Here is a 12,078-nt window from a genome sequence, read left to right on the forward strand (position 1 = left end):
TTTAGGGTGTGCGGATGGACCTGACGGAACAGTTCGAAGCCGAACGCCCACGCCTTATGCGCATCGCGGCCGGCGTCCTCGATGACCGGGCCGAGGGCGAGGACATGGTGCAGCAGGCCTGGCTGCGCCTCCACGCCACCGACACCGTGATCGAGAACCTGCCGGGCTGGCTGACGGTGGTGACGACGCGCCTCTGCCTCGATCGCCTGCGGTCCAGGGTGCCGGAACCGACGGACACCGTGCCGGAAACCGACGCCGGCGCCGTCACCGACCCGGCCGAACAGCTGATCGAGGCCGCCGGCGTGGGCGTCGCCCTCCAGGTGGTGCTGCAACGCCTGTCACCGTCCGAACGGGTGGCGTTCATCCTGCATGACACCTTCGGCGTGGACTTCCGCACCATCGCAACCGTCCTCGCGGTCTCACCGGAGGCCGCCCGCAAGCTGGCGTCGAGGGCCCGGTCCCGGGTCTCGGCCCTCGCCCCGGACGGGACACCCGCCGACTGGGAGGTCGTCGACGCCTTCCTCGCTGCGTCCCGGGGCGGCAGCTTCGCGCGCCTGGTACACCTGCTCGCACCCGATGTCGTCGTCAGCGCCGATACCGAGGCGATCGAGGCCGGCACCCCGGGACGGCTGGAGGGTCGCGCGACGGTGGCGGCGATGTTCGACGGCGCCGCGACCACCGCCTTCCCGGTCTTCGTCGACGGGCGGCCTGGCGCCGCATGGTTCCACCGCGGCGAGGCTCGGGTGGCGTTCGACTTCACGATCACCGACGGCGTCGTCAGCGCGATCACGTTCCGCGCACGGCCGGACGTCCTGAGCGCCCTCGTCCGGCGCGCGGCTGCGGAACGCACATGAGCTCACCGGTCACACTTCCGATGCCTGATTCGTCATCAGTACGAGGGCGGCGGACGCCGATCTCGTACACCGCACCCAGCGAAAGGGAACTCCCATGAAAACCATGACCTGCAGGCAGCTCGGCGGCCCCTGCGACCTGGCGCTCCACGGCGACTCCGCGGACGACGTCATCAAGGCCCAGGACCAGCACCTGAAGGACGCCACCGCGGCCGGTGACACGCAGCACCAGGCGGCCCACGACGCGATGAAGGGCCGGTGGAAGAACCCGATCAAGGGTCTGGGCTGGTACAACGACACCAAGAAGGCCTTCGCCGCGCTGCCGGAGACCTGATCAGAAGCGCCGCTGCAACGCCACCGCCGCGTCGGTCACCTGCCGCCGGAGTGAGCCGGCCACGCATTAGCGCATGCTGATGTGACGTTATTTCTTGCACTTTGACGTTAGGACAACCTAACCTAAGCTCGTGCCCCTCAACGAGTCCGCCGTTCCCCCGTCCCTCGCCGTCGCGGGCCTCGGCGTCTCCTACGGCAGCCGGCAGGTCATCGAGTCCGCCTCCTTCGGCCTCGCGCCGGGCACGATCACTGCGCTCATCGGCCCCAACGGCAGCGGCAAGTCCACGCTCCTGCGCAGCATCGCGCGCCTCCACGCACCCGACGCCGGATCGGTCACGCTCGACGGCGGCGTGGACGTCCTCGGCCTCTCCCCCAGGGACTTCGCCCGTGCGATCACCCTCCTGGCGCAGAGCCGGCCGGTCCCCGGCGGCCTCACCGTCCGCGAGGTCGTCACCTTCGGCCGCCACCCGCACCGCAGCCGCTGGACGGGCCAGGACGGGGAGGGCCCCGCTGCCGTCGGACGTGCCCTGGAGCTGACGCGCACCACCGACCTCGCCGATCGCCCGGTCGCCGCACTCTCCGGCGGACAGGTGCAGCGCGTCTGGCTCGCCAGCTGTCTGGCGCAGGACACCGGCGTGCTGCTCCTCGACGAACCCACCACGTACCTCGACCTCCGCTACCAGGTGGAGATCCTCGACGTCGTCCGCGATCTCGCCACCCACCACGGCGTGACCGTCGGCGTCGTCCTGCATGACCTCGACCAGGCCGCCGCCATCGCCGACCACGTGGTCCTGCTGGAGGACGGCGCCGTCATGGCCCAGGGCGCACCCCTGGAGGTCCTGACCTCCGAGAACCTGTCCCGCGCCTACGGCGTCCGCGTCGACGTCACCGTCACGGACGGCACCGTCCACACCCGCGCCGTCGGGCGCCACAATGCACCCCGCGAAGCCGTCCCGGCCCCCTGATCCGCTCCATCCCCGCGCCGTCCGCGCACGAACAGAAACGAACCCGATGACACAACCGAAGATCCTCGCTGCCCTCGCCGCGGCGACCCTGCTCTCCCTCACCGCGTGCGGCACCACGGAGGAGGCCGCCGGGAGCCCCTCGCCCGAGGAGACCACGGCCGGCGAGAGCATCACCGTCACCGATGCACGCGGCAAGGAGGTCACGCTGGACGGACCCGCCGACCGCGTGGTGGCCACCGAGTGGAACGCCGTCGAGAACCTCGTGGCCCTCGGCGTGATGCCGGTGGGCGCCGCCGACGTGGAGGGCTACGCCCAGTGGGTGAGCGCCGAGCCGCTCGACGACTCCGTCACCGACGTCGGCGTGCGGGGCGAGCCGAGCATCGACACCCTCGTGTCCCTCACGCCCGACGTCGTCATCGTCACCGACCAGCTCGTCGAGGGTGCGATCGAGCAGATCGAGAAGACCGTGCCCGTTGTCGTCGTCCCCGGCGGCGACGCGACGGACAACCTCGGCCAGATGTACGAGAACCTCGACCTGATCGCCACCCTCACGGGCACCGAGGACCAGGCCGCGGACCTCAGGTCCGGTCTCGAGGCGCAGATCACCGAGGGCAAGGCCGCCATCGAGGCGGCGGGCGCCGCGGGCGCCCCGGTCGCGTTCTCCGACGCCTATGTCGACGCCGGCAGTGTGTCGATCCGCCCGTTCACCGAAGGCTCGCTCGTCGGGAACGTCCTCGCCCAGCTGGGCCTCACCGACGCCTGGGAGGTCGAGGGCGATCCCGCCTACGGCCTCGGCCAGACCGACGTCGAGGGCCTCACCGCGCTGCCCGAGGACACCCGCTTCTGGTACATCGCCAACGACGCCTTCGGCGATCCGTACCAGGCCCAACTCGAGGACAACGCCGTGTGGAAGGGACTGCCGTTCGTCGAGTCCGGCGATGTGACGCGCTTCCCCGACGCCCTGTGGACGTTCGGCGGACCCAGTTCCATCGGACAGATCGTGGACGCGGCCGTCGAGGCCGCGCAGGCCGGACAGTAGCGGCCGTGCCGCCGGCAACCCTCACCCGGTCCGCTCCCGCACGGGCCGGGGCCCCCGCCCCCCGTCCGGCAGCGCGACTGGCCCTTGCCGGCGGCGTCCTCGCGGCAGCCACCGCGGTCCTCGCCCTCGTCCACCTCACCCAGGGCACCTCCAGCGTCGACGCCGCGGATATCCTCGGCCTGCTGGCCGGGAACGACGACGGCACCACCGGTGCCGTCGTCGCCGCGAGCCGCATCCCCCGGCTGGCTGCAGGGATCCTCGTCGGCACCGCCCTGGGGGCGGCCGGCGCCGTCATGCAGTCGGTGTCGCGGAACGCCCTCGCATCCCCCGACACCCTGGCGGTGAACGCGGGCGCCCATCTCGCCGTCGTCGCCGTCGCGGCCCTCGGCCTGCAGGTGCCACTGCTCGGCGCGGTGGGAGTGGCGTTCCTCGGCGGCCTCGCCGCGGCAGTCCTCGTCCTCTCGCTCTCCGGAGCCGGGCAGTCCTCGAGCGTGCGCCTGGTCCTCGCCGGCTCGGCCATCGCGCTGGCGTTCGGCGCCCTCACCAGCGCCCTCCTGCTGCTGTTCTCGCAGGAGACCCGGGGGCTGTTCGCGTGGGGGGCCGGCTCCCTCGGGCAGAGCGGACTGGAGAAGGTCACGCTGCTGGCGCCGCTGGTCGGCGCGACACTGCTCATCCTGCTCGTGAAGTCGCGGTCCCTGGACCTGCTCACCCTCGGTGACGATCAGGCGCGTGTCCTCGGGATCAACGTCCGCGGGACCCAGGTCCTCGCCATCGTGCTCGCCGTGCTCCTGTCCGCCGCGGCCGTCACCGTCGCCGGGCCCATCGGCTTCGTCGGGCTCGCGGCGCCCGCCGTCGTGCGCCTCGCCGCGCCCCGCATCGCCGGCCTGCACCGCCATCTCGCGCTGATTCCCGCCGCCGCGCTGATGGGCGTGTTCCTCGTGCTCGGCGCGGACGTCCTGCTGCGGGGTGCGATCGGCGCCGAGAGCGCGGTCGAGGTACCGACGGGCGTCGTCACCACGGTGTTCGGGGCCGTCTTCCTCGTGGCGCTCGCGCACCGGATGCGCTCGGACGGCCCCACCCGGGACGCCGCGCCCGTCTCGCTGCGCAGGGTCGGCGCCACCCGGAGCACCGCCGTGCTCGTGGCCCTGACCGTACTGCTCGCCGCAGCGACCGTCGCCGGCCTGCTGCTCGGCGACGCGAAGCTCCTCCTCGGGGATCTGGCCAACTGGGTGTCAGGCCAGGCCGGACCCGTGGTCTCGAGCGTGCTGGACGCCAGGGCTCCGCGCGTCGGAGCGGCCCTGCTCGCCGGCGCATCGCTCGGGCTGGCCGGGACCGCCATCCAGGCCGTGACCCGGAATCCCCTCGCCGAACCCGCGATCATCGGGGTCTCCGGGGGCGCGGGCGTGGGGGCGGTCATCGTCATCACGATCGTGCCGCTCGCCGGTTTCTGGACCGTCAGCGCGGCGGCCGGCGCCGGCGCCGCCGTGGTCTCGCTCGTGGTGTTCGGGCTGTTCTTCCGCGGCGGGATGCAGACGGACCGGCTGGTCCTGATCGGGATCGGCGTCTCTGCGGCGGCGACCGCCGTGATCACGCTGCTGATCGTCCTCACCGATCCGTGGAACGAATCGAAGGCCCTGACCTGGCTGTCGGGCTCGACCTACGGCAGGTCGCTGCAGCACCTCGTACCCATGACCGTCGCCCTGCTCGTGACCGTGCCGGTCGTCGCGTCCCTCCACCGGACGCAGGACCTCCTGGCCCTGGACGAGGACACGCCCCGCCTGCTCGGCATCCGGGTTCCACGCGCACGGCTCGTCCTGCTCACGGCCGCGGTCCTGCTCACGGCATCCTCCGTCGCGGGCATCGGTGTCGTCGGCTTCGTGGGTCTCGTGGCGCCCCACGCCGCACGGGCCCTCGTGGGCGCGTCACATCGGCTCATCCTGCCCGCCGCCATGCTGCTGGGGGCCGTCCTCGTCTGCCTCGGCGACCTCATCGGACGGGCGGCGATCGCCCCGGCCCAGCTCCCGGCGGGCCTGCTCACGGCACTGCTCGGCACCCCCTACTTCGCCTACCTGCTGTTCAGGAGCCGGCTCAGCCGCTGACCGACGGCAATGCGGACCGGATCTGTCCGGCTCCGGGCGACCCGGCGCCGCCCTCGCGGCACAATCAGCACATGACTCTTCGCTGGTACTCCACCGTCATCGAATCCACCGATCATCGCGCCCTGGCGCACTGGTGGTCCGCCGCACTGGGCTGGGAGGTGATCTTCGAGGACGACGACGAGGCCGCGGTGGTACCGCCGTGGGCCCGCGAACTGGAGCCCACGCTGTCCTTCGAGCAGGTCCCTCCCGGCCTCGTGTTCGTCCCCGTGGAGCACGAGAAGCAGGGGAAGAACCGCCTGCACCTCGACTTCGCGCCCCATGCCGGCGAGGACCGCGACGCCGAGATCGAGCGTCTGATCACCCTCGGGGCACGTCGCGTCGACATCGGCCAGGGGCCCGACGTCACGTGGGAGGTCCTGGCGGACCCGGACGGCAACGAGTTCTGCGTGCTGTCCTCACGGGAGCACTAGGACGAACGCCGAGAGGACAGGAACGACCGCCGAAAGCTGGTTTCGGCGGTCGTTCCCGGCGTTGCGGGAGGGCGGCGGGCCTACAGCTCGATGCGCTCCGTCTCGATGACTTCCTTCCGCACCTGGCCGCTGACGACCTCGTCATGCGTGTGGGCCTCGCGGCTGATCCGGACGCGCTCGATGGGCACCACGTCCACCTCGATGCGCGGCTTCTCCTCGTAGAGGACCATCTCGACCACGTCGCCGTTGAAGGCAGTCTCCACCGCCGAGTACAGGCGCTCACGCTCGGCCTTGCTGAACGTGCCTGCACCGTCGTCGTACAGCGGCGCACCATTCTGGACCGGCACGCGCTCGACGACGAGCTCCTCCCGCCGGATCTGCACGGTCATGGTGACGTCCTCCGTGACCACGCGCTTGACGAGGCGCACGCGCTCCGTCTCCCGGAGTTCGGTGCCGACGCGGAGCTGCTCCTCGGAGCGCGTCATGGACACCTCGTCGTCATCGGCCGCGCCGCCCACGAAGCCGGCGGAACGATCGGAGCCGTCGAAGCCGTCGGAGTGGCCGGACCGATCGGAGCGGTCGGCGAAGGCGTCGGCACGCGAGGAGCGGTCACCGGACGGCGCGGTTGCCATGCCGTCGTCGTCCGTTGCCGCCGCCATGAGACCGTAGTAGCGGAGCAGGTGCTGCTCCTCCTCGGGGCTGAGGTGACCGTCCTGCGACATCTTGGGGGAGTCGTAGACCGTGCTGTGCGGGTACGGCAGGCGCACGTCCTGGCCGTCGAGGGTGGCGTCGCGGAGGGGCGCGAAGGATTCCGGGTTGCCCGCCGTGTGGGTGGCGACGGTGACCCAGCTGGGGTCCCCGGTCGCGTCGTCGACGTAGAGCTGGCCCATGCGGCCCAGGACGGCTCCATCCTCGCTCAGCACGTTCGCGCCGGCATTCATGGCATCCTTCATCTGTTCAAGCGTGATCATCATGATCCTTTCGAGCGGTTGCTTCCCTTCACCGTAGGTCCCACCCGAGGTGATAGCAAGCATGCTTAGCACTCGAGGTGTACTTCATAATCCCCGGACCCCTCGGTGACCGGCGCACGCAGTCCTAGACTGTGCCGCATGCACCTGAGGCGGAGACCCCTTCGGGCGGCGCGCGTCTCGGACGAGTCGCACCGCGTCACCACCTTCGAGCTCTTCTTCGACCTGGTCTTCGTGTTCGCCTTCACGCAGGTCACCGGCTTCATGGCCCACGAGCACTCGTTCCTCGGAGTGCTGCAGGGCATGATCATCCTGAGCCTGCTCTGGTGGTCCTGGGTGGCCTTCTCCTGGCTCGGCAACCAGACGCACGTGGACGAGGGCATCATGCGCCTCGGCCTGGCCGTCGTCATGGTCGCCATGTTCATCGCAGCACTCGCCATCCCCGAGGCGTTCCACGACCTCGAGGGCGGCCTCAGCGGCCCCCTCGTCCTCGCGCTCGCCTACTTCGTGGTGCGCGTGATGCACCTGCTGCTCTACCTGTATGCGGCGATGGACGACAAACCGCTCCAGCGCCAGGTCCTCACCCTGTCCGTGGCGATGCTCCCGGGCTCTGCCCTCATCCTCGTGGGCGCACTGATCGGCGGGACGGCGCAGACCTGGTTGTGGGCGGCCGGGCTGGCGCTGGACATCACCCTGACCTACCTCACCTCCACGGGCGGGAACTGGCGGCTGCCGTCGGCGGCACACTGGACCGAGCGTCATGGCCTGGTGGTCATCCTCGCGCTCGGCGAGTCGATCGTGGCCATCGGCGTCGGCGCGTCACGCGAGCCCGTGAGCATCCCGATCCTCCTCGGCGCGGTATTCGGGATCGCCCTCTCCGTGTGCCTGTGGTGGCTGCACTTCGACGTCACCGCGATCGCCGCCGAGCACCGGTTCGCGGCGCTACGCGGCTCTGAACGCATCTCGGCCGCCGTCGATGCCTACAGCTACCTGCACCTGCCCCTCGTGGCGGGGATCATCCTCTCCGCGTTCGGGGTGGAGGACGTTCTGGCGCACGTCTACGCCACGGAGGACTTCGGCCTGCTCGGCTCCTTCGCGCTCTTCGGCGGGGCCGCCCTGTTCCTCCTCGGCAGCTCCGCCTTCTGGCGCCGCATGGCCGGCTCCTGGAAGAAGCTGCGGCTCGTCGGCACCGCAGGCCTGCTCCTGCTCATCCCCGTCGCCGCCCCGCTCGCGCCGCTCGCGGCCCTCGCCCTGGCGTCCGTGATGGCCGCCGCGCTGGTGGGTGCGGAGAGCGTGCTGGACGCCGGCGCGAGGGGGAGGATCAGGGAGCAGCACGCGGACGGCGAGCACTGAGCCGGGGCGGCGCTTCTAGGCGTCGTGCCGCAGACCGTAGGCGGAGCTCGGCAGGGAGCCGACGCTCCAGTCGGCGTGTGACGCCGGATGATCCGACGGCACATCCGCGCCGACGGTCCGCAGGAGGTGGCGCACCAGGAGTGCGGTGAGGACGATGACCAGGAGAATCAGCAAGATGTTCATGCATCGATGGTGATCCCGTCGGCGGAAGAAAAAGAGTGGCAGAAACGACCCATAACGCTCAAAAGCTGCCAAACTTGAAGCATGCTCACCAGGGTCGCCGTCATCGTTCTGCCGGGCCTCGCCGTCTTCGAGTTCGGCGTGGTCTGCGAGGTGTTCGGCGTGGACCGTTCGGCCCTCGGCGTAGGCCTTCCCGCCTTCGACCTCCGTGTCTGCACGCCCGTACCCGGGTTGATCCGGACGGCGTCGGGCGTGTCCCTGCAGGTCGACGACGACCTCACCCGCGCCGACGACGCCGACCTCGTCATCATGGCTCCCTTCCCGGACGGCACAGCAGTGCCCGGCGCCGTCCTGGACACCCTCCGGTCAGCGGACCGCCGGGGTGCTCGCATCTTCTCGGTCTGCTCGGGGGCGTTCGCCCTCGCCGAGGCCGGGCTCCTGGAGGGCCGGTCGGCGACGACGCACTGGAAGTACACGAGGAGCCTGGCGCAGGCCTACCCGGGCACCCACGTGGACGAGAACGTGCTCTACGTCGAGGACGGCAACCTCCTCACGAGCGCCGGCACGGCCTCGGGGATCGACGCGAGCCTGCATCTCATCCGGAAGGAGTTCGGCCCGAAGGCGGCGACGGCGATCGCCCGCGGCATGGTGGTGCCCCCGCACCGCGACGGCGGCCAGGCCCAGTTCATCGAGCGGCCCATCCCCGCCGAATGCGGCGCCTCCATGGAGGAACTGCTGGTGTGGCTCGGGGACCACCTGGACCAGGACGTCTCCGTGGCGACCCTCGCCCAACGCCTGCACATGAGCGAGCGGACCTTCGCCCGGCGCTTCCGCGCGGAGACGGGCACGACGCCGGCAGCGTGGCTCACCGGGCAGCGCCTGCTGCGCGCCCAGTCGCTGCTGGAGGAGACGCGCCTGACCGTCGACGCCGTCGCCCGCGCGGCAGGCTTCGGCCAGGCGGTACTGCTGCGCCACCACTTCCAGAAGGCCCTGGGCGTCAGCCCCGCCGCGTACCGCCGCACCTTCCGGGGATCCGACAAGGGCTGCGACCTCGACCTGCACGAACTCGAGGAGGAGTTCGGCGGGCGGGTCCTCAGCCGGTGACGCCCCGGATGACGAGGAACACCACCGGTAGATAGGCCACGCCGGCGAGGGTCTGCAGGGTGATCGTCGAGGCCATGAGGCGCGAGTCCCCACCGAGTGCCCGGGCCATCACGTAGGCGGAGGACGCCGTGGGCAAGGACAGGAAGAGGATCACCGTGGCGGCCGGCTCTCCCGTCAGCCCGAGCAGCAGGCAGCCGGCGACACCGAGTCCCGGGAGCACCGCGAACTTGACGAAGGTGGAGAGCGCAACCGCGCCGAGGTTCCTGCCCATGCTGCGGAGCTCGAGCGCCGCGCCGACGCAGAGCAGGCCGAGCGGCAGCGACGCCGTGCCGAGGGCCCGCACGAAATCGTCGAGGCCGGGCGGCAGGCCGACGCCGGTGACGTTCAGCAGGATCCCGATGAGGCAGCCGAGGATCAGCGGGTTCGTGGCGATGCTGCGGCCAGTGCCGCCGACGGTCAGCCGCTCGGCTCCGTAGCGTGCGAAGGCAAGCGTGCAGAGGATGTTCACGAGCGGTACGAGGACGGTGTTGGCGATGGCGGCGAGCGCCACGCCGTCGGCCCCGAACAGGGCGAGGGCGATGGAGAGCCCCAGGTAGTTGTTGAACCGGATGCTGCCCTGGAGCACGGAGGTGAAGGCGGGGCCGTCGAGGTCGAGGCGGCGCTGCGCGAGGACCAGTCCGAGCGCCGTGAGGAGCACCGACCCGGCGAGGATCGGCGCCATCAGGGCGATCGGCAGCCCGGCGAGATCCGCCGTCGCGGTGCCGTTGATGAACAGCGCGGGCAGCAGGACGAAGTAGCAGAGCCGTTCGGCGGGTGGCCAGAATGCGGGTGCGAGGAAGGCGCGGGCCCGCAGGCCGTAACCGAGGGCGATCAGGCCGATCACGGGGCCGAGCGCAGTGAGGGTCTGGGCGATCACCGGGCCGGGGCGGTCACCAGCCCCGCGCCTGGAGCCATGCGGCGGCCAGGCCGCTCCACTGCTCGGCGGTACCCTGTCCCTCCGCGAGTCCCAGGCCGTGCTCACCCTCCTCGAAGACGTGGAGGGCGTGCGGCACGGCCTGGGTGGTGAGTGCCAGGCCGAGCCGGTAGGCATGCTCCACGGGGACGGCCTCGTCCGCGGCTGTGTGCCAGACGAAGAACGGCGGCGCGTCCCCGGTGACCAGTCGGTCCAGTGAGGTCGCGGCGCGGAGCGTCCCGTCCGCCTCGGACCCGAGCAGTTCGTCCTGCGATCCGCGGTGCGTCGCGAGTTCCATGGACACCACCGGATAGCCGAGCACGGCGGCATCCACGCATTCGTCGTCGCGCGCCCCCGGGGCGAGCGCCGTGTGTCCGGCGAGATGCCCGCCGGCGGAGAAGCCGAGCAGCGCCACGCGGTCGACGCCGGCGGCGCGGACCCGGCGGATCTCGGCACGGACGGCGTCGAGCGGTCCGGGATGGCGGGTCTGGACGGGGTAGGCGAAGACGTCCGCGGACAGGCCGAAGGAGCGCAGCCGTTCGGCGACCACTTCACCCTCGTTGTCGGACAGCATGGTGTAGCCGCCTCCGGGCAGGACGATGACGTGGGAAGACTTCATGCCCTTACCGTACTGCGGCTGCGGCCAGTGGGGCGCGACCGGTCACCTAACCGGTTAATGAAGGGAGCCCCCGGCCGGAGGGCCAGGGGCTCGACGCGCATCCGGAGGAGCTGTCAGCCCTCACACTCGGCGCAGTACTTGTCGCCGTTCTTCTCGCGCGCCAGCTGGCTGCGGTGGTGCACCAGGAAACAGGACATGCAGGTGAACTCGTCCTCCTGCTGGGGGATGACCTGGATCAGGAGTTCCTCGTGCGAGAGGTCGGCGCCCGGAAGGTCGATGCCCTCGGCGGTCTCACCGTCCTCGACGTCGATCAGCGCGGTCTGCGTGGTTGCGCTGCGCTGAGCCTGAATTGCCTCCAACGACTCGTTGGCCGGCTGGTCTTCCGGACGAACGCGCGGCTCGTCGTAGTCGGTTGCCATTACGGTTGATCTCCTTCTATGGGCGGGAATGACGCCCAGATGCCACTCTCAACCTCGGCAGAGGCGGAAGTATTCCATATACCGGCTGCAATATACCGGTTACGGATGGGACTTTTCTCCATGCATCCCCACCACGTCGATCTGAACTTCGTTGTGACGGAAGACCCCGGGCGTGATAGGCGGATCGAAGCGCGCGTACCGGGGTTCACCCCGCGGCACGAAGGCTGCCTTCTCCGCGGCCGCCAGCAGTCCCTCGAGGTGCCGTTCGAAGGACGCCCGGCCTCCGCGACCGGAGAAGGACACGACGGCGGCGGTGGCTGCCGGCTTCTCCACCACGCGGATGCGAGGGTCGTCGGGGACCGGCGCGGTGGCGAGGGAGACGTCGGTGGGCAGCACGAACGCCACGGTGTGACCGGTCGGCGCCCTCTGCCGGGTCACCGGGGCCGTCGTCGCCGGCTGCTCGGATCTCCCCTCCCCGTGCGGACCGGCCGCCTGCTGCGTCACGGGCGCCGTCATGGCGAGCTGCCGCCCTGCGGTGTTCGCACCGAAGATGTACGAGGCGAGCATCCGGAACGCCGCGGTGCCGGCGTCGTCGAACGCGGCCTCGACGTCCACCTCGGCGACGACGTGCGCCGGGTAGGCCCGCAGTTCGAACCCCGGATAGGTGTCGATCAGGGTGTAGGGCTGCTGCTCGGTCATGCCGGGGATGGTACGCCCCGATCCTGA

14 protein-coding genes are annotated in these 12,078 nt (G+C 70.9%); 8 read left to right on the forward strand and 6 right to left on the reverse strand.

Features of this window, described 5'->3' with window-relative positions; translation table 11 throughout:
- Positions 1-14 precede the first annotated feature (14 nt).
- The 6 genes from CXQ92_RS08910 to CXQ92_RS08935 all read left to right on the forward strand — a co-directional run bounded on the left by CXQ92_RS08910 (position 15) and on the right by CXQ92_RS08935 (position 5,757).
- Complete coding sequence (locus tag CXQ92_RS08910; protein ID WP_104167336.1) at positions 15-854, forward strand: sigma factor; 840 nt, start codon at positions 15-17, stop codon at positions 852-854.
- Positions 855-948: 94 nt separating this feature from the next.
- The gene (locus CXQ92_RS08915) at positions 949-1,185 is read left to right on the forward strand and encodes a DUF1059 domain-containing protein (protein WP_104167338.1); all 237 of its coding nucleotides are present in this window, start codon (positions 949-951) and stop codon (positions 1,183-1,185) included.
- A 130-nt stretch (positions 1,186-1,315) separates the two neighbouring features.
- Entirely contained in the window at positions 1,316-2,149 is an 834-nt protein-coding gene (locus CXQ92_RS08920; RefSeq protein WP_104167340.1) for an ABC transporter ATP-binding protein, read from the forward strand.
- Positions 2,150-2,195: 46 nt separating this feature from the next.
- Positions 2,196-3,188, forward strand: a complete 993-nt coding sequence (locus CXQ92_RS08925; protein ID WP_104167342.1) for an ABC transporter substrate-binding protein — start codon at positions 2,196-2,198, stop codon at positions 3,186-3,188.
- A 5-nt stretch (positions 3,189-3,193) separates the two neighbouring features.
- On the forward strand, positions 3,194-5,287 hold the full coding sequence (locus CXQ92_RS08930; protein ID WP_104167344.1) for an iron ABC transporter permease: 2,094 nt from the start codon (positions 3,194-3,196) through the stop codon (positions 5,285-5,287).
- Between the two features lie 71 nt (positions 5,288-5,358).
- Positions 5,359-5,757 carry a VOC family protein gene (locus tag CXQ92_RS08935; protein WP_104167346.1) on the forward strand — a complete coding sequence of 133 codons (399 nt, stop codon included), beginning with the start codon at positions 5,359-5,361 and terminating at the stop codon, positions 5,755-5,757.
- A gap of 80 nt (positions 5,758-5,837) precedes the next feature.
- Here CXQ92_RS08935 and CXQ92_RS08940 read toward each other — a convergent pair whose 3' ends face one another.
- Positions 5,838-6,731, reverse strand: coding sequence for a YsnF/AvaK domain-containing protein (locus tag CXQ92_RS08940; RefSeq protein ID WP_181033607.1), 894 nt, complete (start codon positions 6,729-6,731; stop codon positions 5,838-5,840).
- Between the two features lie 135 nt (positions 6,732-6,866).
- On the opposite strand from CXQ92_RS08940, the gene CXQ92_RS08945 reads away from it, so the two are divergent.
- Complete coding sequence (locus CXQ92_RS08945; protein WP_104167350.1) at positions 6,867-8,078, forward strand: low temperature requirement protein A; 1,212 nt, start codon at positions 6,867-6,869, stop codon at positions 8,076-8,078.
- A 15-nt stretch (positions 8,079-8,093) separates the two neighbouring features.
- On the opposite strand, the gene CXQ92_RS18130 is transcribed toward CXQ92_RS08945, so the two are convergent.
- Positions 8,094-8,261 carry a hypothetical protein gene (locus CXQ92_RS18130; protein ID WP_181033608.1) on the reverse strand — a complete coding sequence of 56 codons (168 nt, stop codon included), beginning with the start codon at positions 8,259-8,261 and terminating at the stop codon, positions 8,094-8,096.
- An 81-nt stretch (positions 8,262-8,342) separates the two neighbouring features.
- Here CXQ92_RS18130 and CXQ92_RS08950 point away from each other — a divergent pair, with 81 nt between their 5' ends.
- Positions 8,343-9,362, forward strand: coding sequence for a GlxA family transcriptional regulator (locus CXQ92_RS08950; RefSeq protein ID WP_104167352.1), 1,020 nt, complete (start codon positions 8,343-8,345; stop codon positions 9,360-9,362).
- Here the strand turns inward: CXQ92_RS08950 and CXQ92_RS08955 are convergent.
- The 4 genes from CXQ92_RS08955 to CXQ92_RS08970 form a co-directional block, all read right to left on the reverse strand.
- The gene (locus CXQ92_RS08955; RefSeq protein WP_104167354.1) at positions 9,352-10,278 is read right to left on the reverse strand and encodes an AEC family transporter; all 927 of its coding nucleotides are present in this window, start codon (positions 10,276-10,278) and stop codon (positions 9,352-9,354) included. The genes CXQ92_RS08950 and CXQ92_RS08955 overlap by 11 nt on opposite strands.
- 13 nt (positions 10,279-10,291) lie before the next feature.
- Positions 10,292-10,933 carry an alpha/beta hydrolase gene (locus CXQ92_RS08960; protein WP_104167356.1) on the reverse strand — a complete coding sequence of 214 codons (642 nt, stop codon included), beginning with the start codon at positions 10,931-10,933 and terminating at the stop codon, positions 10,292-10,294.
- Between the two features lie 113 nt (positions 10,934-11,046).
- The gene (locus CXQ92_RS08965; RefSeq protein ID WP_043442948.1) at positions 11,047-11,352 is read right to left on the reverse strand and encodes a DUF4193 domain-containing protein; all 306 of its coding nucleotides are present in this window, start codon (positions 11,350-11,352) and stop codon (positions 11,047-11,049) included.
- 99 nt (positions 11,353-11,451) lie between these two features.
- Complete coding sequence (locus tag CXQ92_RS08970) at positions 11,452-12,051, reverse strand: heme-binding protein (RefSeq protein WP_104167358.1); 600 nt, start codon at positions 12,049-12,051, stop codon at positions 11,452-11,454.
- Positions 12,052-12,078 lie beyond the last annotated feature (27 nt).

This window comes from Arthrobacter sp. SX1312 (genome assembly GCF_002929295.1).
Lineage (GTDB): Bacteria > Actinomycetota > Actinomycetes > Actinomycetales > Micrococcaceae > Arthrobacter_D.

Excerpts from the sequence above, each read along its gene's own strand:
- CXQ92_RS08910 (WP_104167336.1), top strand. The coding sequence starts at position 15 with ATGGACCTGACGGAACAGTTCGAAGCCGAACGCCCACGCCTTATGCGC.
- CXQ92_RS08965 (WP_043442948.1), bottom strand. The coding sequence starts at position 11,352 with ATGGCAACCGACTACGACGAGCCGCGCGTTCGTCCGGAAGACCAGCCG.
- CXQ92_RS08925 (WP_104167342.1), top strand. The coding sequence starts at position 2,196 with ATGACACAACCGAAGATCCTCGCTGCCCTCGCCGCGGCGACCCTGCTC.
- CXQ92_RS18130 (WP_181033608.1), bottom strand. The coding sequence starts at position 8,261 with ATGAACATCTTGCTGATTCTCCTGGTCATCGTCCTCACCGCACTCCTG.
- CXQ92_RS08960 (WP_104167356.1), bottom strand. The coding sequence starts at position 10,933 with ATGAAGTCTTCCCACGTCATCGTCCTGCCCGGAGGCGGCTACACCATG.
- CXQ92_RS08945 (WP_104167350.1), top strand. The coding sequence starts at position 6,867 with ATGCACCTGAGGCGGAGACCCCTTCGGGCGGCGCGCGTCTCGGACGAG.
- CXQ92_RS08915 (WP_104167338.1), top strand. The coding sequence starts at position 949 with ATGAAAACCATGACCTGCAGGCAGCTCGGCGGCCCCTGCGACCTGGCG.
- CXQ92_RS08950 (WP_104167352.1), top strand. The coding sequence starts at position 8,343 with ATGCTCACCAGGGTCGCCGTCATCGTTCTGCCGGGCCTCGCCGTCTTC.
- CXQ92_RS08970 (WP_104167358.1), bottom strand. The coding sequence starts at position 12,051 with ATGACCGAGCAGCAGCCCTACACCCTGATCGACACCTATCCGGGGTTC.
- CXQ92_RS08935 (WP_104167346.1), top strand. The coding sequence starts at position 5,359 with ATGACTCTTCGCTGGTACTCCACCGTCATCGAATCCACCGATCATCGC.
- CXQ92_RS08940 (WP_181033607.1), bottom strand. The coding sequence starts at position 6,731 with ATGATGATCACGCTTGAACAGATGAAGGATGCCATGAATGCCGGCGCG.